Source organism: Mesorhizobium sp. M1050, assembly GCF_040318715.1.
Taxonomy (GTDB): domain Bacteria; phylum Pseudomonadota; class Alphaproteobacteria; order Rhizobiales; family Rhizobiaceae; genus Mesorhizobium.
The window spans coordinates 44,024-64,980 of record NZ_JAMYMV010000016.1; the positions used below are offsets into that span (position 1 = coordinate 44,024).

Here is a 20,957-nt window from a genome sequence, read left to right on the forward strand (position 1 = left end):
GACCGGAGCGATCAACGACACGGCCTGAATGGGAGACAGTTCATGGCACACGCAGAAGCCGACCCGATCAAATTCGCCTACTGGGTGCCGAATGTTTCAGGCGGCCTGGTGATTTCCAATATCGAGCAGCGCACCAACCATTCGGCCGAGTACAATCGCAAGCTGGCGCAGATCGCCGAGAAGTCCGGCTTCGACTATGCGCTAAGCCAGATCCGTTTCACCGCCGGCTACGGCGCCGACGAACAGCATGAATCGGTGGCCTTCAGCCATGATCTGCTGGCGGCCACCACGACGCTCAAGGTCATCGCCGCGATCCTGCCAGGACCGTGGAACCCGGCGCTGGCGGCCAAGCAGATCGCCACCATCAGCTACCTGACCAACGGCCGCGTGGCGATCAATCTCGTCTCCGGCTGGTTCCGCGGCGAGTTTCACGCCATCGGCGAGCATTGGCTCGACCATGACGAGCGCTATCGCCGCTCGGAGGAATTCATCCGTGCGCTGCGCGGAATATGGACCGAAGACAGCTTCACCTTCCGCGGCGATTTCTATCGCTTCAACGAATATTCGCTGAAGCCGAAACCGCCGCATCCGCTGCCCGAAATCTTCCAGGGCGGATCGTCACGCGCCGCGCGCGATATGGCATCGCGCGTCTCGGATTGGTACTTCACCAACGGCAACACGCCGGCCGAGATCGCGAAGCAGGTCGACGATATCCAGTCTAAGGCGAGGGCCAACAACCACTCCGTCAAGGTCGGCGTCAACGCCTTTGCCGTCGTTCGCGAGACTGAGGACGAAGCCAGGGCGGGGCTTGCCGAGATCATCGCCAAGGCCAACCCCGAGGCAGTCAACGCCTTTGGCCATGAGGTCAAGAATGCCGGCAAGGCTTCGCCGGAGGGCGAGGGCAATTGGGCGAAATCCTCCTTCGATGATCTGGTCCAGTACAATGACGGCTTCCGCTCGAACCTGATCGGCACGCCGAGGCAGGTCGCCGAGCGCATCGTCGACCTGAAGCGCGCCGGTGCCGATCTCATCCTGCTCGGCTTCCTGCACTTTCAGGAAGAGGTCGAGTATTTCGGCAAGCATGTCATCCCGCTCGTTCGCGAGCTGGAAAATGCCGAGGCGGCAGCGTCGCTGGCGGCAGAGTAGCCCCCCGCCTGGCCGGACTGGTTCCAGCCAGCAAACGAATGAAGGGTTGCCCGGCAGGCTCGATCCGTCGAGCGGCCACGGGGATTTGCGCGCCTGCTGAAGACATCGAGGACTGTTGGAATGCCTCTGCCCAGTTATGCCTTAGGAGTGATGGAGGCTTCCGCCTATGCACCGGAAGTCTTTGCGCGCGGCCTACCCTCAAGCTCGTGGCAGCAGCCGTCCGAAGACAGCGCCGAGCCGACGGGAACCGTTGCCGGCGGAGCCTCGCCGCTGCTCTCACTGCAGGGCATCGGCCTGTCGTTTGGCGGCGTCGTGGCATTGGCCGATATCGACCTGTCGGTCCGCCCCGGCGAAATCCGCGCCATCATCGGGCCGAACGGCGCCGGCAAGAGCTCGCTGATCAACGTCATCAGCGGTGTCTACCGGCCGGATCGCGGCCATGTTCAGCTCGACGGCATCTTCTATGCTCAGGTCCCGACGCAGCGGCTGGCGCATCTGGGCGTCGCCAGGACTTTCCAGAACCTTGCGCTGTTCAAGGGTCTCAGCGTCCTCGACAATGTCGCTTCAGGCCTCGCTTACAAGGTCCGCTCCAACTTTGCCGGCCAGGTGCTGGGCATCGGCCGCTCGCGTGCCGAGCAGCGCCACTCGCTCAGCCGCGCCGAACAGATCCTCGAATTCCTCGATCTTGCTGCCGTTCGTGATCGCCTTGCCGGTACGCTGCCTTACGGGCTGCAGAAGCGGGTCGAACTCGCCCGCGCTCTGGTCGCTGAGCCGCGCCTGCTTTTGCTCGACGAGCCGATGGCCGGCATGACTGCAAGCGAAAAGAGCGAGATGGCGGCCTTCGTCCGCGCCGCGCGCGACCGCTTCGCCACCACCGTGGTGCTGATCGAGCATGATGTCGGCGTCGTCATGGGACTGTCCGACCGCATCGCCGTTCTCGACTATGGCCGCAAGATCGCCGACGCCACACCCGAGGAAGTCAGAAACGACCAGCGCGTCATCGATGCCTATCTCGGCGTCGCCTCGGACAATGAGGACGGGGCGGGCATATGATCGCCGATTTCGACTACCAGTTCTTCATCGAAGTGCTCCTCGGCGGCCTGCTTTCCGGCGTCATGTACTCGCTGGTCGCGATCGGCTTCGTGCTGATCTACAAGACCTCGGGCGTGCTCAATTTCGCGCAAGGCGCGATGCTCTTGTTCGCCGCACTCACCTTCGTCAGCCTCGTCGAGCGCGGCATTCCGTTCGCGCTGGCGCTGGTGATCACCTTCGCCATCATGGTGGCGATCGGCATCGCCATCGAGCGCACGGTGCTGCGGCCGCTCACCAACAAGCCGCCGATCACCCTGTTCATGGCGACGCTCGGCCTGTCCTACATCATCGAGGGCGCCGCCCAGCTGATCTGGGGCACGCAGGTCCACGGCCTCGATCTCGGCATCGAGGACGTGCCGCTGGAAATCGGCGGCGTGCTGATCAGCCAGTTCGACATCTTCGCCGCCGTGGTCGCCGCCGGCATGGTCGCCCTGCTGTCGCTGTTCTTCCGCTACACCCGCATCGGCCTCTCCTTCCGCGCTGTCGCCGACGACCAGTTCGCCGCACTCGCGGTCGGCCTCAGGCTGCCCTTGATCTGGGCGACAGTCTGGGCCGCCGCCGGCCTCGTCGCGCTGGTGGCGGGACTGCTCTGGGGCGCACGCCTCGGCGTGCAGTTCTCGCTGTCGCTGGTGGTGCTCAAGGCGCTGCCCGTGCTGGTGCTCGGCGGCTTCGATTCCATCCTCGGCGCCATCGTCGGCGGGCTCTTGATCGGCGCCAGCGAGAAGCTCGCCGAGGTCTATATCGGCGACTATTTCGGCGGCGGCATCGAGAGCTGGTTTGCCTATGTCGTCGCGCTGGTCTTCCTGCTGATCCGCCCTTCAGGCCTGTTCGGTCAGAAGCTTGTCGAGAGGATCTGAGCCATGACCGCGATATCAAGCGATTTCTCGTCGGCGCCGGTGCTGCCGAAATGGGTCGTGCCCGTGCTGTTGCTCGCCTTCGCCTATGGCGTCGTGCCGCTGGTCGGCTCGAGCTATCTGTTTGAAGCCATCCTGCTGCCGTTCCTGGCGCTCAGCCTCGCCGGCGTGGGCTTGAACATCCTCACCGGCTATGCCGGCCAGGTTTCCCTTGGGAGTGCTGCTTTCATGGCGGCCGGCGCCTTTGCCGCCTACAATCTCAACCTGCGCGTCGAAGGCCTGCCTTTGATCGGCAGCATCTTCCTGTCCGGCATCGTCGCGGCCGCGATCGGCATCGTCTTTGGTCTGCCGAGCTTGCGGCTAAAGGGTTTCTATCTCGCGGTTTCGACCCTTGCCGCGCAGTTCTTCGTGCAGTGGGCACTGACCAAGTTCAGCTGGTTCTCCAACAATTCGGCATCTGGCGTCATTGATGCGCCCAGGCTGTCGATTTCAGGCTTTGCGCTCGACGGCGCCGTCGGCCGCTATTTCTTCGCGCTGACCATTGTCGCCATCCTTACCTTCCTTGCCTATCGGCTGGTCTCATCGCAGACCGGGCGCAATTTCATCGCCATCCGCGACAATGAAACAGCCGCCCGCATCATCGGCATCCCGGTCCTGAAGACCAAGTTGTTGGCGTTCGCCATCTCGTCCTTCATCATCGGCGTCGCCGGCGTTATCTGGGCCTTTGCGTATCTGCGGACCGTCGAGCCGGACGGCTTCGATCTCGACCGCTCGTTCCAGATCCTGTTCATCATCATCATCGGCGGCCTTGCTTCGATCCGTGGCGCCTTCTTCGGCGCCGCCCTCATCGTCGTCTTTCCACTCGCTCTGTCTCGCCTCGGCGGCTTCTTGCTCGGCGATCTCTTCGATTCGGGCGTGCTCGACATGAGCCAGCGCATCGTGCTGGGCGCGCTCATCATCCTGTTTCTGATCCTCGAACCCGACGGGCTGGTGGCCCTTTGGGACAGGCTCCGAAGACGGCTCCTGTTCGCCTGGCAATCGACTTGAGCTGACGCATCCGAAAATGAACCAGGGGCCGAACCCAAGGCGGCCCATACCGGAGTACCTCGACAATGACTTTCCTCAGCGCAATCAAGGCGGCGGCGCTGTCCGCGGCGATGATCGTGTCGGTGGCCTTGCCCGCCGCGCACGCCGACGAGCAATATTTCCCGCTGCAGAGCTATCGTGTCGGGCCCTATGCGGCCGGCGGCACCGGCTTCTTCGGCGGCTTCATCGACTATCTCAATCTCATCAACATCCGCGATGGCGGCGTCAACGGCGTCAAGCTGACCTGGGACGAATGCGAGACCCAGTACGAGGTCGAGCGCGGCGTCGAATGTTACGAGCGGCAGAAGAGCCATGCGGGTGCCGCCGCGTGGAATCCGCTTTCGGTCGGCATCGCCTACGCCATGATCGACCGCATCACCGGCGACAAGGTGCCGCTGATCACCGTCAACCATGGCCGCACCGACTCCACCGACGGGCGTGTCTTCCCCTATGTATTCCCGCTGCTGCTCAATCCTTACAGCGAAACATCCGGCATCGTGAACTACATCGCCTCCAAGGAAGGTGGCATCGACAAGCTGAAGGGCAAGAAGATCGTCGTGCTCTATCACGGCTCGCCCTACGGCAAGGAGACCATCCCGATCTATGAATTGCTGGCGCAGAAATACGGCTTCACCGTTCAGCAGATCGAGGTGCCGCATCCCGGCAACGAGCAGCAGTCACAGTGGCTGACCATCCGCCGCGCCAAGCCGGACTTCGTCGTCCTGCGCGGCTGGGGCGTGATGAACCCGGTGGCGCTGAAGACGGCGGTCAAGGTCGGCTATCCCGTCGACCATATCGTCGGCAATGTGTGGTCGAATTCGGAAGAGGACGTGATCCCGGCAGGGGACGCCGCCAAGGGCTACACCGCTATCACCACCCAGGCTTCCGGCAACTCCTATCCGGTGGTGCAGGAGATCGTGAAGACGGTCTACGGCGCCGGCAAGGGCAATCTGGAAGACAAGTCGCGCATCGGCTCGGTCTACCACAATCTCGGCATCGTCAACGGCATCCTCAATGTCGAGGCGATCCGCGTCGCGCAGGAGAAGTTCGGTCACCGCACGCTGACCGGCGACGAGGTCCGCTGGGGCTTCGAGCATCTCAAGCTCGATCCGGCCAAGGTCGAGGCGCTCGGCGCCAAGGATTTGTTCCACTCGATCAACGTCAGCTGGGACAATCATGAAGGCGAAGGCTACGTGACCTTCCAGCAGTGGGACGGCAAGAAGTGGAACGTCGTCTCCGACTGGATTGCGCCGGACTGGGCGCTGCTGCGGCCGATCATCGAGAAGTCTGCCGAGGCCTATGCCGCCGAGAAGGGCATCAGGCTGCGTACCGCCGATGATGCCGACGCGGTGACCACCAACTGATCAGCCAAGGCCGGGCGCTGCGAACGACTTTCCACACGCAGCCCCCGGCCTATTTTCGGTTCATCGAACCACGGGAATAAGAGCCCATGCCGGACAATGACGTCATTCTTGCCGTGGACGCGGTCCATGCCACCTACAATCACGCCATCACGGCGCTGCACGGCGTCAGCTTCGTGTTGCGGCGCGGCCAGATGCTTGCCTTGCTCGGTGCCAATGGCGCCGGCAAGACCACGACGCTGAAGGCCGTCTCCAACCTGTTGCCGGCCGAGCGCGGCCAGGTCAATGCCGGCACCATCCGCTATGAAGGCAGCGATGTCTCGCGCCGCAAGCCGGGCGATCTCGTGCGTGGCGGCCTGGTCCAGGTGCTGGAAGGCCGCCACTGCTTCAAGAGCCTCACTGTCGAGGAAAATCTGATTGCCGGTGGCATCGGCCGCAGCGGAAGCCGCGCCGAGATCAACAGGGATCTCGAACGGATCTACGGCTATTTTCCACGTCTCAGGGAAAAGCGCCGGACATTGTCCGGCCTGACTTCGGGCGGCGAACAGCAGATGACAGCGATTGGCCGGGCGCTGATGTCGCGGCCGCGTCTGCTGGTCCTCGACGAACCGTCGATGGGGCTCGCCCCGCTCATCGTCCAGGACATCTTCCAGACGCTTAGAAAACTCAATCGCGAGACCGGCCTGTCGATCCTGGTCGCCGAGCAGAACTCGGCGGTCGCGCTCAGATATGCCGACCATGCCACCGTCCTCGAAAACGGTGTCTCCGTTCTCTCTGGCACGGCTGCCGATCTTCGCCAGCGCGAGGACGTCCGGTCCTTCTATCTCGGTCAATCGACCCGCGAGCAACAGGCATCGCCTGCCGCCAAGCCAGCCCATCTCCACGCCGTTGCCTGAACCGAATCTCAAGGAGCAGTGAAATGACCGTTTCGACCGTCAAGACCGACCACGCTTCCGCCGCCGTGCCGCCAGTCGCGCGGCCAACAGCGCCGGCGCACATCATCAAGGACGACGCCGAGGCGATTGCGATTGCTCACGCGCTCGCCGCCGAATTCGTCAAGGAGTCCTCCAGGCGTGATCGCGAGCGGATCTGGCCGGTTGCCGAACTCGATGCATTTTCGCAAAGCGGCCTGTGGTCGATCAATGTGCCCAAGGCATTCGGTGGGCCGGAGGTATCCTATGCGACGCTGGCGAAGGTGATCGAGATCATCTCGGCGGCGGACTCCTCGATCGGCCAGGTGGCGCAGAACCATCTCGGCGTCGTCGCCGCCATCCGCACCGTGTCCGACGCGGATCAGCAGAAGCTGCTGTTCGCCGAAGCGCTGAAGGGCACCCGGTTCGGCAACGCCTTTTCCGAGTTCGGCTCCAAGCGCGCCGCCGATTTCGAGACCCGCTTCACCGATGCCGGCGATCATGTGGTCGTCAACGGCCGGAAATTCTATTCGTCCGGTGCGCTGCTCGCCCATCTGGTGCCGATCGTGGCACTCGATGACGAGGGCCGCGCCTGGTATGCGATCGCCGACCGCGGTGCGTCCGGCCTGACGGTCATCGACGACTGGTCGAGCTTCGGCCAACGCACGACACTCTCCGGCACCGTCATCATCGACAACGTCAAGGTGCCGAAGACGCATCTGGTGCCCGGCTACAAGGGCTACGACAGACCGACCGCCGACGGCGCCATCTTCCAGATCATCCAGGTGGCGGTCGATACCGGCATCGCCCAGGCGGCGATCGACGAGACGGTTCACTTCGTCAGGACCAAAAGCCGCGCCTGGATCGACAGCGGCGTCGACAATGCCTGGGACGATCCCTACACCATCCAGGCCGTCGGTGACCTGACGCTGCGCCTGCACGCGGCGCAGGCGCTGCTGGAAAAGGCTGGCCACGCGATCGACCGGGCGGTGAACGAACCGACCGCCGAGACGGTGGCGCACGCCCAGATCGTCACTGCTGAAGCCAAGATACTGTCGACCGAGATCGCCATCGCCGCAACCAACAAGCTGTTCGAACTGGCGGGAACCCGCTCTACCCTTGCCGAACACAATCTCGACCGGCATTGGCGCAACGCCCGCACGCACACGCTGCACGATCCGGTGCGCTGGAAGTACTCGATCCTCGGCAAATATTTCCTCAACGGCGAGAATCCGCCGCTGCACGCCTGGAGCTGATTTACCCAGCGGCGGGCGGGCGGCTCGTCGCGTCAGAACTACGTCCATCCAAGAGAGGCCCACTGCCATGTCAAACCCAACAGTCGTCGGCTTTTCCGGCAACATCACCCGGCCGTCAAAGACACGTGCCTTCGTCGATCTGGTCACCAGGGACATCGCCGCCAGCCATGGCCTGTCGGCGAACACCTATGATGTCGAGGATCTCGGTCCGTCGCTGGGAACGGCGAAATGGGCCCGCGATCTCGACGGTCAGGCGCGCGCGATCCTGGAACAAATCCTCGTCGCTGACGTGCTCGTCGTCGGGTCGCCGACCTACAAGGGCAGCTATACCGGCCTGTTCAAGCACTTCTTCGACCTGATCGATCCGGCGGCGCTGCGGGGCAAGCCTATCGTATTGACGGCGACCGGCGGTGGCGAGCGCCATGCCCTGATCGTCGAACACCAGCTGCGGCCGCTATTCGGCTTCTTCGAGGCCTTTGCCCTGCCTACCGCCGTCTATGCCACCGACAAGGATTTCACCGACGGTGTACTGCACTCCGAGGCCATCCTGAAGCGTGCGGCGCAGGCGGTCGACGAGGTAGGCTTCGTGCTGGCCAACCGCTCGGCCGGCAGGATCGCCGCCGAATAGTCTGGAGCCACCAGATTTCGCCACGATCAAAATAAGCGAGGACAGCGCCCTCGCTTACGCGCAGTTTACGACCGCACGTTACATCCTGTTCCTGTCTGATTCGTCTGGGACAGGAACATCATGAGCAAAGCGCTTACATCCTTCGCACTGGTCGCCGTTCTGACCGCCTTGCTCATGGCCTTGAGCCTGGCTGTAGCCAGGCACGGCTATCCCTATGGCGCGATCGGCGTCAGGCGCCTTGACGGCATTGCCGATGCCGGCGTGTTCATCCCGATTGCCGCTGTCTATTTCTTCAGCGCAATGCTGATGATGATCCTGCCGATCAGGGCGGCTGGCGTCGTCCTGACCCATGCCGCCGACGCGGTCTTCTGGACCGTGATTACACTTTTTGCGGCCATCGTCGGCTGTCTGGCCGCCAGATGGGCCTTCGGCCAGGGCAGCGCCGTGTGGGCGCTGTTGAACTGGCGGTTCCTGTTTGCGGCGGCGATCGTCGGGTGTCACTTCATCATGAACGAGTTGCGCCGCAATGTGCTCTTGCGCAGCCTGTTTTTCGCCGTCTTTGCCGCCGCGACGTTGGCCTGCCTGTTGTGGTCGTTCACCCTCTGACCAGCCGGCTCCAGTCCTTGCGTGCAGTGGATGGCCGTTGACGTTTGCGCGAATTCATCTCCACGAAACAGCGCGACAAAATCCTCGATATCCTTGACTCTCTTCCATGTCGTGGATGGCGTTGACGCGTTCCTCGTCGGCGCCAGCCGAGCTGAGCTCGATGGGCTTTCTCGCCGCCCACGTCGCAAGCGAGGGGGATTTTTGTCGCGGCAAGTGACGCAGTGTTTGCTTTCCCGCAAGGCAATTGTCTGGCAAATACCAATTCAGACAGATGCCGCCGCGCGGCCAACCAGCAGGGAAGACAGGATATGACGCTGTTTCGACAGAACCTCATCGATGGCGAATGGGTCGGCGAAGCCGGTTCCCGTAACATCAACCCCTCGGATACCGGCGATGTCGTCGGCGATTATGCCTCGGCGGGAGTCGAGCAGGCCAAGCAGGCGATCGCTGCAGCCAAGGCGGCGTTTCCGGCATGGTCCCGTTCCGGTCCGCTGGCGCGCCACGCGGTTCTGAAAAAGGCCGCGGACGAGATCATGGCGCGCAAGGACGAGATCGGCCGCAACCTGGCGCGTGAGGAAGGCAAGACGCTGGCCGAGGGCATCGGCGAGACCATTCGCGCCGCCCAGATTTTCGATTTCTTTGCCGGCGAGACATTGCGCCTCTCAGGAGAGGTCGTGCCGAGCGTGCGGCCAGGCGTCGGCGTCGAGATCACGCGCGAGGCGGTCGGCGTGGTCGGCATCATCACGCCCTGGAATTTCCCGATCGCCATCCCGGCCTGGAAGATCGCGCCGGCGCTGTGCCACGGCAACACTGTCGTCTTCAAGCCGGCCGAGCTGGTTCCGGAGAGCGCCTGGACCATCGTCGATATCCTGCACCGCGCCGGCCTGCCGAAGGGCGTGCTCAATCTCGTCATGGGCAAAGGCTCGGTGGTTGGTCAGGCGATGCTCGACAGCCCCGATATCAACGCCATCACGTTCACCGGCTCGGTCGGCACCGGCAAGCGGGTCGCCGCGGCAAGCATCGAGCATATGCGCAAGTTCCAGCTCGAAATGGGCGGCAAGAACCCGCTGGTCGTGCTCGACGATGCCGATCTGGCGGTTGCCGTCGATTGCGCGCTCAACGGCGCCTTCTTCTCGACGGGCCAGCGCTGCACCGCCTCGTCCAGGCTGATCGTGACGGATGCCATTCACGACAGTTTCGTCGACGCCCTCAAGGATCGCATGAGCAAGCTTGTTATCGGCGACGCGCTCGACGCGCAGACCCATATCGGTCCGGTTGTCGACGCCACACAGTTGACGCAGGACGAGGACTACATCGCCATCGGCGTCAGGGAGGGCGCCACGCTTGCCTTCGGCGGTGAGCGGCTCGACCGCAAGACGCCGGGCTTCTACCTGCAGCCGGCCCTGCTGACGCAGGCCACCAATGCCATGCGCAGTTCGCGCGAGGAGATATTCGGACCCGTCGCCAGCGTCATTCGCGTCAAGGACTATGACGAGGCGCTTTCCGTCGCCAACGACACGCCGTTCGGACTGACATCGGGCATCTGCACCTCGAGCCTCAAGCACGCCACCCACTTCAAGCGAAATTCGGAGGCTGGCATGGTGATGGTCAACCTGCCGACAGCGGGTGTCGACTTCCATGTTCCCTTCGGCGGCCGCAAGGGCTCGAGCTACGGCCCGCGCGAACAAGGCCGCTACGCGGCGGAATTCTACACCACGGTGAAAACCGCCTATACGTTCCCAGGCTGATCGGCCGTTGGCCGATCATGCCGGGCTGATCGGTCGTTGGCCGGGCTGATCGGTCGCCGGCTGATCGGGCCACACGCACATCAAGATTGGGCACATCGAGATTGGAGTGGTGCGAAGCGATGACGGTGCAGAACCTGACCTGGCTCAATCCGCCGCCGCACCATTCTATCGACGGCGATGCCGTTTGTGTGCGAACCGGTAAGGAGACCGATTTCTGGCGCGAGACGTTCTACGATTTCTGGCGCGACAACGGTCACTTTCTTTACCGGCAGGTCGAGGGCGATTTCACCGCCGAGGTCACCGTCAAAGGCGACTACAAGGTGCTTTATGATCAGGCCGGACTGATGGTCCGGCTGAGTGAAACGCATTGGATCAAGGCCGGTATCGAATACAGCGACGGCGTGATGTACTTTTCCGTCGTCGTCACCAACGATGCCTCCGACTGGTCGCTGGCCACAATTCCGGCCAGTCCCGACGGTGTCAGGATCCGAGTGACCCGTCACGCCGAGACGATCCGCGTCCAGTACCTAGATGCTTCGGACAGCCACTGGAAGCCGGTGCGGCTTGCCTATTTTCCGATCTCCAAGACGGTCGATGTTGGCATGATGTGCTGCTCGCCGCAGCGCGAGGGTTTCGAGGTCACATTCTCCGATTTTTCCGTCGGTCCGCCGATTTCGCGCGAACTGCACGAATGATCGAAGAGAGCTTCGGGCCCTCACCATGGACGTGCCTGGACGCGTGTATGCGAAGCAGGTCCCGCACAGCACGATGATTGAGCAGCGGGCGCTCTGGACTTTGCGCCGGAGCACGACGTGGTCACCGCCTGGACCAGGCCAGCCAGCGGCCCGCCAGATGTTTCCAGGATGAGGTGAGCTTTGTCCGCCGATAGGCGTCGCCGGCCATTTTTATGCCTTGTGCCTGCGTCGGGAAAGGGTGGATGACGTCGGCCAGCGCGTGCAATCCCATGCCCGACTTGATCGCCAGCGACACCGCATTGATCATCTCGCCCGCATGACTGGCGACGATCGTGGCACCCAGGATGCGGTCGGACCCCTCCCTGACGTGGATTTTGGCGAAACCCTCCTCCTCGCCGTCCATGACTGCGCGGGCGACGTCGTGCATCAGCACCGTATAGGTCTTGACCGGGATGCCGTTCTGGCGCGCCTCCGTTGGATAGAGGCCGACATGGGCGATCTCCGGATCGGTGTAGGTGCACCACGGAATAACCAGTTCGCTTAATTTCCTGCGTCCGAGAAACAGGGCATTGCCCACAACAATCCGCGCCGTCGCCTCGGCGGTATGGGTGAATTTGTATGCGAGGCAGACGTCGCCCGCCGCATAGATGCGCGGATTGGTGGTTCTCAGATAGTCGTCCACTTTGATCCCGGTGGCGTCATACGCCACCCCGGCGTTCTCCAGGTCGAGCCCGTCGACATTGGGCGAACGGCCGATGCCGGTGATGATCTCGTCGACGGAAACCGTCATCGTGTCGCCGTCGCACACAAGGTCGGCGAGCTTCTTGCCGCCTTCTGTCCGTACCGCCACCGCCTCGGTATTCAGGCGAACCTCGACCCCTTCGCGCGCCAGCGCGTCGGAAAGGATCTGGGCGGCGTCGCGTTCCTCGCCAGGCAGAAACATCGGCTCCCGCTGCACCAGGATGACGCTGGCGCCCAGCTGGCAGAAGGCCTGCGCCGCCTCGCACCCGAGCGGTCCGCCGCCAATGACCAGAAGCCGTTTCGGGCACTCAGTGAGATCGAACATCGTTTCGTTGCTGAGATAGCCGGCCTCGGTGAGGCCCGGAATCGTCGGCAGGGCCGGACGCGCTCCCGTCGCGACCAGCGCCTTCTTGAAACGCAGAGTCTTCCCGGCAACCGTGACCTCGTCCGGCCCGGAAAAACGTGCTTCGCCGAAGTAGAGGTCGATGCCTGCGGAAACCACGCTCGCAGCCGAATCGGCGCGGCTGATCCGCTGCCGGATCTGCCGCATCCTCGTCATTGCCCGCTGAAAGTCGATGCGAAGACGGTCCGGCGTGTCGCCGCCAAGATTTTCGGCATCGCGCATATCGGCATAGAGCCTGGCCGTGCGGATGATCGCTTTCGACGGGATGCAGCCGACATTGATGCAGGTGCCGCCGATCAGCCCGCGCTCGATCAGCGCGACTTTCGCACCGAGGTTTGCCGCCTCGCTGGCAGCGGTCAAGCCGGCCGGCCCGGCGCCGATGACGAGAAGATTGTATGGGCCATTGGGCTCAGGGTTTTTCCACAGCGGTGGATGGGCACCCCTGATCAGCTCGATGTCATTGCGATCGACAGGGAAGGTGGTGGCCATGGTCCGGTCACGCGACATCGCCACCACCTGACGCCGGTCTTGCCGGCTGAGACAGCCAACCGCCGCTGAATCCGGCTCTGCCCAGGCCGCGGCGGATGTGCGGGTTGGACCGCATCAGTTCCCAGATCAGGCGCGACCGATGGTTCTCGATCATCATCACCACGATGCCCTGATCCAACCCGAAATGGCCTTCCGACACCCAGCCGTTGCGGCCGAATTTTCGCCGGTTGGCCAATGTCGGATTGAAGCCGCTCGGCAGCCGGAAATTGTCAATCACCTCGGGGTAGCGGTCCCTGAGATGGCGCAAAGCCGCCAGGCAGATATCCGGCGCGAAGGGCAGCGACGCCAGACAGGACCATGGGGCGATCGTTCCATCGTCCGGCCCGAAAGGCGCGCCGCGCGCGGCATAGCCGGAAAACCGGCGACGCTGTCGCTGTACGCTGGCACGAAAGCTGCCAGGTCCGTCGCCCGCCGAAAGTCCCCACAGGTTCGCGTCGTAGCCGCCGTAGCCGTAAGGGTTGTGGCGCGCATAGTCGCGGTGCAGGTACGTCGAACGGCGGCTGTTTTCGAAATAGTCCGAGTTCTTCTCACGCATGAAAGCGTCGCGGATGCCGGCGAAGTCGATCCAGGCATGCGAGAACTGGTGCATGAACAGAGGACCGCCATAGAGCACGTCGTAGCCGTAGATGTTTTCCCACTGATAGGTCGCCGTCCAACCCTCGTAGCTGTCGTCCGAGGTCGGGTTGTCGGGCGAGGCCATCGACAGCACGTAGAGGATCGTCGCTTCGTTGTAGCCTTCCCAGCCATAGTGGAGAAAGCCGCTGTTCGGCTTCCAGCCCTGCCGGAGCGTCGGGCTCGAGCCTTGCGCCCACCGCCAGTCGACGCGCCGGTAGAGCGCCTCGGCCAGTTGGCGGATTTCGGCTTCGTCGCCATCGTCGTCGGAGAAATAGGCGCCTGCCACCAGCATGCCTGATATCAACAATGCCGTATCCACCATCGACAGTTCGCAGCGCCAGACGCGCAGGCCGGTCCGCATGTCGAGGAAATGGTAGTAAAAACCCTTGTGGCCGGTGACCTCGTCGCCATTGCCTTGCCGGCTGGTCGAGAAGAAACGCAAGGCGGCAAGCGTCAGCTTCACGGCCGCGTCGCGCGCCATCCAGCCGCGCTCGACGCCGATTGGGTAGCAGGACAGCGCGAAACCGACGACAGCGATGCTGGCCGGCGAATTCGGCCGCGACGTATCGGCGACCAGTCCGTTTTCCGGGTTCACGTTCTCGATGAAATAATCGAAGGCGGCGCGCTGATAGCGCTCCAGAAGCTCGTCGTCGGACAGCACGGCAGGTTCGACCTTAAGCAAAAGAAGCAACCTCCCGCCCGATTGCTGTCAATTGCCAAGCGGTGGCATAGCACCGGCGGGTCATTGCCGAACTGTCACGCCGTGTCATGACTTTCCCCGCATAGCTTTGTTGCGTCTCCGTCGATTCGAAGTCTGCGATTATACGCCGCTACGCACCCGTTCGTTGCACCGTCACGCGGAATTGAGATGCGTCCTGCTTAGTAGGTGGCGCGGCCGCTGGAAAAGTCGAACATGGCGGCCGTCGTGAACGAGCACTCCTCCGAGGCGATCCGCAGAGGTTAGCGGCACTCGTCGATCTCGCCAACGCGGGCCATCTGTATCTTTGGCAGTATGAAGTCGATGTGCTGCCGGGCGCCTCTCCGCAAATGCCTCGCTGTAAGACAAGGTGACCGGATTTGCCATTGAGCGCTGGGCGCGATAGGTTATATTGCGCTGCACAATGGAGACGCCGTTATTGCACGCCCATGTTTGCGAAAATTCCGGCCGGCTCATGGCTTGCCGGCCGTGGGTCGTGCCGGCGGGACTCTGAGATGAAGATTCCAAAGTCGTTGCTGATCGATCCCGAGAAAAATTCGGTCTATGGCGCCTTTGCCGTGGCCGTGTCGATCTGGGCGTTTTCCTACTCCGTCATTTTCGGCCAGGTGCTGATTCTCGCCTATTATGCGGTCTGGCTTCCGCTCATCCTGGTCGACTACCGGCGGTTTATGCGCCAACTGTCCAGCGCCTGGCTGCCGTTGCTGTTTGCGGCCTATGTCTGCTCCTCCGTCGTCTGGTCGCAGGCGCCCGGCGTCACGGCGAGAACGGCCGTCCAGTATTTTTCCCATATAGCCTGCGCCTATGTCGCTGCGCGCACCGTCAGCGTGCGCACGCTGACCATAGGTGCTCTGGTCGGGATATTCGTCGTCCTCATCTATTCGCTGAAGGTCGCGAACTATTCCGAAGACGTTCTGGATGGCACCGTCAACTTTGTCGGCGCCTTCGCTTCCAAGAACCAGATAGGCTTTGTCGGTTCGCTCGGCATCTATTTCTGCGCCGTCTTCCTCGCCTTTTACAGGCGCGGCCGGCTGAGCCTCATCCTGACGGCGCCCGTCGTGCTGCTGTCGGCCTATGTGCTGATCGTCTCGCATTCCGCCACCTCGATGGCCTCGATCCCGGCGGTTCTGGCGCTGGTGGCGCTTCTTGCGATGAGCAAACTTTTGTCACGGCGCTATCGCCGCGTGATCTTCCTGATCGGCGCCGGGCTGCTGGTCGTGGTTGCCTTTGTCGCCTTGAATCTCGGGCTGATGGACTTCGTCCTCGGCCTCTTCGGCAAGGATTCCACGTTGACCGGGCGGACCTATCTGTGGGAACAGGGCTGGAATACCGTGCAGAAATCGCCAATTCTCGGTGTTGGCTATGCCGCCTATTGGGTGCAGGGTTTCGCCGAAGCCGAGCGGCTGTGGAACGAATTCTACATTACCACACGCACCGGGTTCCACTTCCACAACACCTATATCGAAGCCCTCGTCGAACTTGGCTTCGTCGGGGCAACGCTGGTATCGCTGATCATGCTGCGCACGCTCTACGGCCACATTGCCGCTGTGATCTTCAGGACATGGCAGGCGGATTCGGTGATCCTCGCCGGCGTGATGGTGCTGCTGCTGATCCGCTCCTTCGTCGAGGTCGAGATACTCAATCCCTACATCATGGGCTCTTTCCTGATGTATTTCAGCTTCTTCAAGCTGGCGCGAGTGCCCGTTACCCGCACGCGACGGGCGCAGGCCCTGCAGCAGCAGGCAGAGGCCAGGGGAGAGGCCGATTGGCCCCGGCATGCCGGCCGTCCGGCGGCCGCCGATCCGTCATGACCTGCCGGCTCGCAGGTTGAAACAGGCGCTCATGAAATCGGCAATGCCGTCCAGGTCATGCGCATTGCCTCGGCTCGGGCCAACATCAAGCCGCCCAACGCTGATTTCAAATTTTCAGAACTGAGACACGTCCCAACCCACACTGGATGGTATGCGGTGCCGGCGTCTATTGGCTGGCCAGCGGCGCCAGCTTGACCTTGATCACATCGCCAGGCAGCACCGGCGTATCTTCCTTCGCGGCAATTTCGCTGGTCTTGCCGTCGACGATTCTCACCAGTGTGTAGAGCAGGGTAGGCTCTTCGTTGGTAGCACTGGCGGCCGCCGTCGTGGCAGGATCGGTTGCCTGGGCGATCAGGCCTTTCTGCATATTCGCCTTCAGCGCCGCCTCGTTCAGCTCGGCTTCGGTCTGCTGCCGGTCGGTGGCGAGCCTTGAACTCAAGGTATTCTGGGCATCGATGGCATCCTGCGTAGCCTTGCTGATCGCCTGTTTGGCGGTGAGGATGGCCGTTTCGTAGTCCAGGATCTTGCCCTGCAGATCGGCAACGTTTTGGCGCGAATCCAGCAGTCGGGCGTTGGCGATCAGGCCTTTCTGCGCCAGCGGGCCGATGCTGGTGAGTTGCTGCTGCGCCAGATCGACCTGCTGCTGCTGGTTGACGATCTTCTTCTGCAGGGATTCGATCTCGGACTGTAGAACCCTCTTCAGCTCGTCGAGCGCCTCGAGTTTCAGCTTTAGCGCTTTTTGGTCGGCCGTCAGGATCGTCATCTCGTCGGCGACGATGGCTGGCAGTCTCGGATCGCCCTCGACCTCCTTCGGTACGTCGAAACTTGTCTTGCCGGTCATGTCCGCGTCGATGCGGGCGCGCTTGACGATTAGCCGAATGCGCAAGTCGTCAGAGATATCGAAGTTACCCTTGGCTGTGACCAGATCCTTGCCTAGCTGAGGACCATAGTCGGGGTTTCGCCTGATGCCACCGGCGACGCTGATCGCCTGCAACACTGTCAGGTCGGGCACATAAGGAAATTTGCCGGGGTTCTGTACTTCGCCCGAAATGTAGAATGGCCGGAACTGCGCCATTTCGACCGAGGCTTCCGGCCTATCCGACAGAGCGAGCTTGCGTTGCAGCGCCTCACCGATCGTCGTTGCGATTTCGGACGTGGTCTTGCCTGCTGCCGGCACTTCGCCGACGAACGGCACCGACAGCGTGCCCGATGGACCGACCGTGTACTCGCCATTCACCGCCGACCAGTCACGAAACGTGCCTTCCACGGTCTGCCATTCGGCAACTCGAATGGTGAGTTTGTCCTGCGAGCCGAGGCGGTAGTCGCCTGCGACGGCGATGTGGGGGACGACGAGCGACATGGCGAGGCATGTGGCCAGCAAACGCGCCCGCCGCAGGCGGCCGGAAACCGGGCTGCTGCGAAGGGCTTCGAACATATCTTTTTTCAACTGAACATTCCGATCCGCTTTAGCCCCATCGCCCGATGAGCTTGCGTCGAATGGCCGGCGCCAATGTCTGGCGTTGGCCACCGGCCGGTCAGTAAGAGCCGCGCGACATCCAGACGGCCGGGACGGTCTTGATGATGATGCGAACGTCCTCGAACAGCGACCAGTTCTCGACATAGTGGCGGTCGAAGGCGACGCGGCTGTCATAGGACACATCGTTGCGCCCGCTGACCTGCCACAGGCCGGTCAGGCCCGGGCGAGATTTCAGGTAGTAGACCGCTGACGTGCCATAGATTTCCAGCTCGTCGCGCACGACCGGACGAGGGCCGACTAGGCTCATGTCGCCCTGCAGGATGTTGATGATCTGCGGCAGTTCATCCAGGCTGAGTTTCCTCAGTACGGCTCCGACACGGGTGACGCGCGGGTCGTTCTTCAGCTTGCGGGTCGCGATCCACTCGGCGTTGGCGTCCGGGTTGGTGGCGAGATAGGCCGCCAGCACCTTGTCGCCGTCCGGAACCATGGTGCGGAACTTCAGGCACGAAAAAATCCGCCCGCCGCGCCCGATTCGCCTGTGGCCGTAGAAGATCGAGCCGCCGTCGGAAAACTTGACGAGCAGCGCTATCATGACGAACAGTGGGCTGAGAGCGATCAAGCCAATCAGTGAACCGGTAATGTCGAAACTGCGTTTGAGCAGGCCGCCGATCGGCGGCGGAAAATCGATGTCAGCCTGCGAAAAGCCCGCTGTGGCCGACTTGGCAACATCCCTCATGCCATAAACTCCATGCGTTGAACGAATGGTTCGCGGCAAGATACCAAAAAAATGTTGCAGCGCAACACACAATTTCCAACCGCTTTGAAATAGTCGCGTCATGAATTGACTAAATAATAAGCTAGTCATGCACAAATTTCGGCGTACTTAGCACGTTTGTGACAAGAAATGGGCATAGTCGGAAAAATACCGACATTTGTAGGGCGGTTTTTAGGCAAGCCTACCTGCCGACCAAGGTGCGGCGCATGTTAGTGCTTTAGCGCTAGGCGGTGCTTGGACAAAACCATCTAAAATACTACTCAATATTGGCTATTCTACTGAAAAATGCTGATGGCGGGAGATCGGCTTGAATCTCGTTGCGTGCGTTGCAGCATGGCGGAGTCGATCGCAAAAGCCCGATGAAAAATATCCGGAGTTGCCCTTGCCGCCTACTGCTCGTCTTAATAGAATTGCAAATTATATCTGTCACAGTGGCGACAGGTAGAAAAGGCCGGAAGCAACCGGCCGAGAGTGGGCGACCTTAACAAGCCCACATGACAAGGGACGGCGCTCGGGTGGGGCAAAAACGTTATATGTACCCGAGCCGGTTTATGGGCTGTTGGGTATGGCACTTCCAAAATTCATCCTCGGGATGATTTTCGCTCTGGCTATCGTGGTCGGCTGGTCCTGGTTGGGCGGCGTATCGATAGGCACAATACTGGTGCGCGTCATCATCTGCGCGGTTGTCATCCAGGCGGGTTACTTCGTGCTCGTCTATGCCATGATCGCCAGGAGCCCGCCGACGCCGGCCGACATGGCTCGTGACGCTGAGCGAAAACTGAATGCGCCCGAGGTTGCCGAAGGCGAGAAGCTGAGCGCAAGGCGCGGCCTGCACTAGTCGCGGCTTATCAGCCTTACGCCACGTTGGCGGGTTCGCTCTCCGATCCCGACGGCATCCTCGACGGCCGCCTGCCGGTTTTTCCTTCAGCCGCTGACATTGGCCTCGGCGATACGGCCGCATGGTAGCCTTTTATGGATCAAGGCTGTTACCATCTGTCGATCAATTGCAGGTTGCCGGCGTCACCCCATGTGAGCCGTGCCCAAACCCCGAGATCTTTAGAGCAGATTCCTGTGCGTAGGGCAGGGCGATCTTGGTGACGCTCTGGCTGCAAAATTCCGCACGGCAAAAGGAAGGGCTTTACGGCATCGAGGTTTTTGGTGATGCTTGCTTCGCAACTGCAGCATAAGCGTCGCGCAACCGCTTTCTTTGGGAGACTGTGCGCCAAAGTGGCCTTGCCGGATGGTTCATACGAAGGATTGCGCGCCGCCGACTGTGACGACGAGGTGGCCTATGTGCAGGCCTGCTTTCGCCGGGCCGGACGCCGACGCCGGCGACGTGCCTACGCCTTGGTCCGCTTCCTCGGCGAACAGCATATGACTCGCGGCGACGGCAAGTACGGGGCGAGGGCAAAGCGATATCACCTGTACGAGAGGCAAATCCATGTCGATGACGAAATCCGAGGTCTGCGTGATCATCGCGGCAAGAAACGCGGCAGCGACGATCGCTGTCGCTATCGCGTCCGCGTTGCGTGAGGCGGAAGTGGCGGAGGTCGTCGTCGTCGATGACGCATCCACCGACGACACCGCTGATGTCGCGCGATCCGCAGACGATGGTAGCGGGCGGCTCAAGGTGATGCGCCTCGATATCAATCGCGGCCCCTCCTTTGCCCGCAACGCAGCCATCGCCGGCTCGAAATCGCCGTTCATCAGCATTCTCGATGCCGACGATTTTTTCCTTGAAGGCCGATTTCGCAACCTGTTCGCCGGCGCCGATTGGGATTTCGCGGCAGACAACATCATGCTGATCAGGGATGACGCGACAGGCGACGCGACGAAAATCGTCGCGCCGCAGTTTGCCGCCGATCCGGAATTCCTCGATTTCGAGCGCTTCGTCGAAGGCAACATTTCCAGGCGCCGCGTGCAAAGGGGTGAACTTGGCTTTTTGAAGCCGGTGATCAGCCGCGCGTTCCTCGACCGCCATGGCTTGCGCTACGACGAGGGCCTGCGGCTGGGCGAGGACTATGAACTCTACGCCCGCGCGGTCGCCCGCGGGGCGCGGTTCAAGGTCATTCGCTCCTGCGGCTACGGCGCCATCGTCCGCGCCGATTCGCTGAGCGGCCGCCACAAGACGCAGGATCTGAAGCGTCTGGCCGATGCGGACCTGGCGCTGCTGGCGATCGACACCCTGCCGGAAGGCTCGAAAGCGGTGCTGCGGCGGCATGAGCGGCACGTGCGCGACAAGTACCGGCTGCGCAATTTCCTCGACGTCAAGGCCGAGCGGGGGCTGGCATCGGCCGCTGCCTACGCCTTATCAAGCCAATCCAACCTCGTTCCTATCGTGCAGGGCGTCGCTTCCGACAAGCTTGAGGCGCTGTTTCGCCGTGTTGGCCTCGTGTCCAGGCAGAAGCACGTGCCGCCGCTGCGTTTTCTGATGGCCGGAACCAGCATGGGCAAGCAACGTTGACAGCGGCGCCGATCAGGCGCGATC

19 protein-coding genes are annotated in these 20,957 nt (G+C 62.2%); 14 read left to right on the forward strand and 5 right to left on the reverse strand.

What is annotated here, in order from left to right:
* Positions 1 to 42 precede the first annotated feature (42 nt).
* From sfnG to NKH57_RS12130, 11 genes are all read left to right on the forward strand, one after another.
* Entirely contained in the window at positions 43 to 1,146 is a 1,104-nt protein-coding gene (gene sfnG / locus NKH57_RS12080) for a dimethylsulfone monooxygenase SfnG (RefSeq protein WP_352944399.1), read from the forward strand.
* Positions 1,147 to 1,266: 120 nt separating this feature from the next.
* Positions 1,267 to 2,199, forward strand: coding sequence for an ABC transporter ATP-binding protein (locus NKH57_RS12085; protein WP_023761485.1), 933 nt, complete (start codon positions 1,267 to 1,269; stop codon positions 2,197 to 2,199).
* Positions 2,196 to 3,095: a branched-chain amino acid ABC transporter permease gene (locus tag NKH57_RS12090; RefSeq protein WP_352944401.1), complete on the forward strand. Its 900-nt coding sequence runs from the start codon at positions 2,196 to 2,198 to the stop codon at positions 3,093 to 3,095. The genes NKH57_RS12085 and NKH57_RS12090 overlap by 4 nt, the downstream gene beginning before the upstream one ends.
* 3 nt (positions 3,096 to 3,098) lie before the next feature.
* Positions 3,099 to 4,139 (forward strand): branched-chain amino acid ABC transporter permease, encoded by a 1,041-nt coding sequence (locus NKH57_RS12095; RefSeq protein ID WP_023761486.1) that lies wholly within the window; start codon positions 3,099 to 3,101, stop codon positions 4,137 to 4,139.
* 65 nt (positions 4,140 to 4,204) lie between these two features.
* Complete coding sequence (locus NKH57_RS12100) at positions 4,205 to 5,542, forward strand: ABC transporter substrate-binding protein (protein WP_352608144.1); 1,338 nt, start codon at positions 4,205 to 4,207, stop codon at positions 5,540 to 5,542.
* 86 nt (positions 5,543 to 5,628) lie between these two features.
* On the forward strand, positions 5,629 to 6,435 hold the full coding sequence (locus tag NKH57_RS12105) for an ABC transporter ATP-binding protein (protein ID WP_352834977.1): 807 nt from the start codon (positions 5,629 to 5,631) through the stop codon (positions 6,433 to 6,435).
* 23 nt (positions 6,436 to 6,458) lie between these two features.
* Positions 6,459 to 7,706 (forward strand): SfnB family sulfur acquisition oxidoreductase, encoded by a 1,248-nt coding sequence (locus tag NKH57_RS12110; RefSeq protein ID WP_352944404.1) that lies wholly within the window; start codon positions 6,459 to 6,461, stop codon positions 7,704 to 7,706.
* A 67-nt stretch (positions 7,707 to 7,773) separates the two neighbouring features.
* Positions 7,774 to 8,334 carry an FMN reductase gene (msuE, locus tag NKH57_RS12115; RefSeq protein ID WP_352944406.1) on the forward strand — a complete coding sequence of 187 codons (561 nt, stop codon included), beginning with the start codon at positions 7,774 to 7,776 and terminating at the stop codon, positions 8,332 to 8,334.
* A 120-nt stretch (positions 8,335 to 8,454) separates the two neighbouring features.
* Positions 8,455 to 8,940, forward strand: a complete 486-nt coding sequence (locus NKH57_RS12120; RefSeq protein ID WP_023761490.1) for a hypothetical protein — start codon at positions 8,455 to 8,457, stop codon at positions 8,938 to 8,940.
* Positions 8,941 to 9,248: 308 nt separating this feature from the next.
* Positions 9,249 to 10,688, forward strand: coding sequence for an aldehyde dehydrogenase family protein (locus tag NKH57_RS12125; protein ID WP_352944408.1), 1,440 nt, complete (start codon positions 9,249 to 9,251; stop codon positions 10,686 to 10,688).
* A 119-nt stretch (positions 10,689 to 10,807) separates the two neighbouring features.
* Positions 10,808 to 11,383: a DUF1349 domain-containing protein gene (locus NKH57_RS12130; protein WP_352944410.1), complete on the forward strand. Its 576-nt coding sequence runs from the start codon at positions 10,808 to 10,810 to the stop codon at positions 11,381 to 11,383.
* A gap of 121 nt (positions 11,384 to 11,504) precedes the next feature.
* Here NKH57_RS12130 and NKH57_RS12135 read toward each other — a convergent pair whose 3' ends face one another.
* Together NKH57_RS12135 and NKH57_RS12140 are read right to left on the reverse strand one after the other, a co-directional pair.
* A complete protein-coding gene (locus tag NKH57_RS12135; protein ID WP_352944412.1) occupies positions 11,505 to 13,034 on the reverse strand; it encodes a mercuric reductase in 1,530 nt (509 codons plus the stop codon).
* Positions 13,024 to 14,373, reverse strand: coding sequence for a glucoamylase family protein (locus tag NKH57_RS12140; protein WP_352944414.1), 1,350 nt, complete (start codon positions 14,371 to 14,373; stop codon positions 13,024 to 13,026). Before NKH57_RS12140 ends, NKH57_RS12135 begins: the two co-directional genes overlap by 11 nt.
* A 530-nt stretch (positions 14,374 to 14,903) precedes the next feature.
* Between NKH57_RS12140 and NKH57_RS12145 the strand changes: the two genes are divergently transcribed.
* Complete coding sequence (locus NKH57_RS12145) at positions 14,904 to 16,217, forward strand: O-antigen ligase family protein (protein WP_352944416.1); 1,314 nt, start codon at positions 14,904 to 14,906, stop codon at positions 16,215 to 16,217.
* Between the two features lie 166 nt (positions 16,218 to 16,383).
* On the opposite strand, the gene NKH57_RS12150 is transcribed toward NKH57_RS12145, so the two are convergent.
* Both NKH57_RS12150 and NKH57_RS12155 read right to left on the reverse strand, forming a co-directional pair.
* On the reverse strand, positions 16,384 to 17,652 hold the full coding sequence (locus NKH57_RS12150) for a polysaccharide biosynthesis/export family protein (RefSeq protein WP_031260783.1): 1,269 nt from the start codon (positions 17,650 to 17,652) through the stop codon (positions 16,384 to 16,386).
* A gap of 100 nt (positions 17,653 to 17,752) precedes the next feature.
* The gene (locus tag NKH57_RS12155; RefSeq protein ID WP_023761497.1) at positions 17,753 to 18,430 is read right to left on the reverse strand and encodes a sugar transferase; all 678 of its coding nucleotides are present in this window, start codon (positions 18,428 to 18,430) and stop codon (positions 17,753 to 17,755) included.
* A gap of 604 nt (positions 18,431 to 19,034) precedes the next feature.
* On the opposite strand from NKH57_RS12155, the gene NKH57_RS12160 reads away from it, so the two are divergent.
* A complete protein-coding gene (locus tag NKH57_RS12160) occupies positions 19,035 to 19,307 on the forward strand; it encodes an exopolysaccharide production repressor protein (RefSeq protein ID WP_352944418.1) in 273 nt (90 codons plus the stop codon).
* A 407-nt stretch (positions 19,308 to 19,714) separates the two neighbouring features.
* Here the strand turns inward: NKH57_RS12160 and NKH57_RS12165 are convergent, their stop codons facing one another.
* On the reverse strand, positions 19,715 to 19,912 hold the full coding sequence (locus tag NKH57_RS12165; RefSeq protein ID WP_352944420.1) for a hypothetical protein: 198 nt from the start codon (positions 19,910 to 19,912) through the stop codon (positions 19,715 to 19,717).
* On the opposite strand from NKH57_RS12165, the gene NKH57_RS12170 reads away from it, so the two are divergent.
* Entirely contained in the window at positions 19,911 to 20,933 is a 1,023-nt protein-coding gene (locus NKH57_RS12170) for a glycosyltransferase (RefSeq protein ID WP_352608165.1), read from the forward strand. The genes NKH57_RS12165 and NKH57_RS12170 overlap by 2 nt on opposite strands.
* Positions 20,934 to 20,957: the final 24 nt, after the last annotated feature.

Coding starts and splice junctions, on each gene's coding strand:
- sfnG (WP_352944399.1), top strand. CDS start 43: ATGGCACACGCAGAAGCCGACCCGATCAAATTCGCCTACTGGGTGCCG.
- NKH57_RS12085 (WP_023761485.1), top strand. CDS start 1,267: ATGCCTCTGCCCAGTTATGCCTTAGGAGTGATGGAGGCTTCCGCCTAT.
- NKH57_RS12090 (WP_352944401.1), top strand. CDS start 2,196: ATGATCGCCGATTTCGACTACCAGTTCTTCATCGAAGTGCTCCTCGGC.
- NKH57_RS12095 (WP_023761486.1), top strand. CDS start 3,099: ATGACCGCGATATCAAGCGATTTCTCGTCGGCGCCGGTGCTGCCGAAA.
- NKH57_RS12100 (WP_352608144.1), top strand. CDS start 4,205: ATGACTTTCCTCAGCGCAATCAAGGCGGCGGCGCTGTCCGCGGCGATG.
- NKH57_RS12105 (WP_352834977.1), top strand. CDS start 5,629: ATGCCGGACAATGACGTCATTCTTGCCGTGGACGCGGTCCATGCCACC.
- NKH57_RS12110 (WP_352944404.1), top strand. CDS start 6,459: ATGACCGTTTCGACCGTCAAGACCGACCACGCTTCCGCCGCCGTGCCG.
- msuE (WP_352944406.1), top strand. CDS start 7,774: ATGTCAAACCCAACAGTCGTCGGCTTTTCCGGCAACATCACCCGGCCG.
- NKH57_RS12120 (WP_023761490.1), top strand. CDS start 8,455: ATGAGCAAAGCGCTTACATCCTTCGCACTGGTCGCCGTTCTGACCGCC.
- NKH57_RS12125 (WP_352944408.1), top strand. CDS start 9,249: ATGACGCTGTTTCGACAGAACCTCATCGATGGCGAATGGGTCGGCGAA.
- NKH57_RS12130 (WP_352944410.1), top strand. CDS start 10,808: ATGACGGTGCAGAACCTGACCTGGCTCAATCCGCCGCCGCACCATTCT.
- NKH57_RS12135 (WP_352944412.1), bottom strand. CDS start 13,034: ATGTCGCGTGACCGGACCATGGCCACCACCTTCCCTGTCGATCGCAAT.
- NKH57_RS12145 (WP_352944416.1), top strand. CDS start 14,904: ATGAAGATTCCAAAGTCGTTGCTGATCGATCCCGAGAAAAATTCGGTC.
- NKH57_RS12150 (WP_031260783.1), bottom strand. CDS start 17,652: ATGTTCGAAGCCCTTCGCAGCAGCCCGGTTTCCGGCCGCCTGCGGCGG.
- NKH57_RS12155 (WP_023761497.1), bottom strand. CDS start 18,430: ATGAGGGATGTTGCCAAGTCGGCCACAGCGGGCTTTTCGCAGGCTGAC.
- NKH57_RS12160 (WP_352944418.1), top strand. CDS start 19,035: ATGGCACTTCCAAAATTCATCCTCGGGATGATTTTCGCTCTGGCTATC.
- NKH57_RS12170 (WP_352608165.1), top strand. CDS start 19,911: ATGTCGATGACGAAATCCGAGGTCTGCGTGATCATCGCGGCAAGAAAC.
- NKH57_RS12165 (WP_352944420.1), bottom strand. CDS start 19,912: ATGGATTTGCCTCTCGTACAGGTGATATCGCTTTGCCCTCGCCCCGTA.